The sequence below is a fragment of the Lacibacter luteus genome (assembly GCF_004118265.1).
GTDB classification, from domain to species: Bacteria; Bacteroidota; Bacteroidia; order Chitinophagales; family Chitinophagaceae; genus Lacibacter; species Lacibacter luteus.
The window spans coordinates 1-906 of record NZ_SDHW01000018.1; the positions used below are offsets into that span (position 1 = coordinate 1).

At 41.4% G+C, this 906-nt stretch carries 1 protein-coding gene; it reads right to left on the reverse strand.

From position 1 onward, the window contains the following. A partial coding sequence (locus tag ESA94_RS21555) for a hypothetical protein (protein ID WP_205756041.1) occupies window positions 1–906 on the reverse strand: 906 nt, incomplete at both ends.

Here is a 906-nt window from a genome sequence, read left to right on the forward strand (position 1 = left end):
TCAATCCCGTCTTCGTCTTCGTTCCTGCACCGTCAAAAGTCAATCCATCCCATGTGTATGGCAATTGATTACTACAGATTGTGCGGCTTTGTGTTGAAGATGTTGTTGGATTTACACTCAGGTTATACGTTGCTGTACTGTCGCAACCATACTGGTTCAATAAACCTGTTTTCACCTTCTGACCTGCTGCTGTAAATGTTTGACCATCCCATGTATATGGCAATTGATTACTGCAGATTGTGCGGCTTTGTGTTGAAGATGTAGTTGGATTTACTGTAAGGTTATATGTTGCTGTACTGTCGCAACCATACTGGTTCAATAAACCTGTTTTCACCTTCTGACCTGCTGCTGTAAATGTTTGACCATCCCATGTGTATGGTAATTGATTACTACAGATTGTGCGGCTTTGTGTTGAAGATGTAGTTGGATTTACTGTAAGGTTATATGTTGCTGTACTGTCGCAACCATACTGGTTCAACAAACCTGTCTTCACCTTCTGACCTGCTGCTGTAAATGTTTGACCATCCCATGTGTATGGTAATTGATTACTGCAGATTGTGCGGCTTTGTGTTGAAGATGTAGTTGGATTTACACTCAGGTTATATGTTGCTGTACTGTCACAACCATACTGGTTCAATAAACCTGTTTTCACCTTCTGACCTGCTGCCGTAAATGTTTGACCATCCCATATGTATGGTAATTGATTACTGCAGATTGTGCGGCTCTGTGTTGAAGATGTAGTTGGGTTTACACTCAGGTTATACGTTGCTGTACTGTCACAACCATACTGGTTCAATAAACCTGTTTTCACCTTCTGACCTGCTGCTGTAAATGTTTGACCATCCCATGTATATGGCAATTGATTACTGCAGATTGTGCGGCTTTGTGTTGAAGATGTAGTTGGAT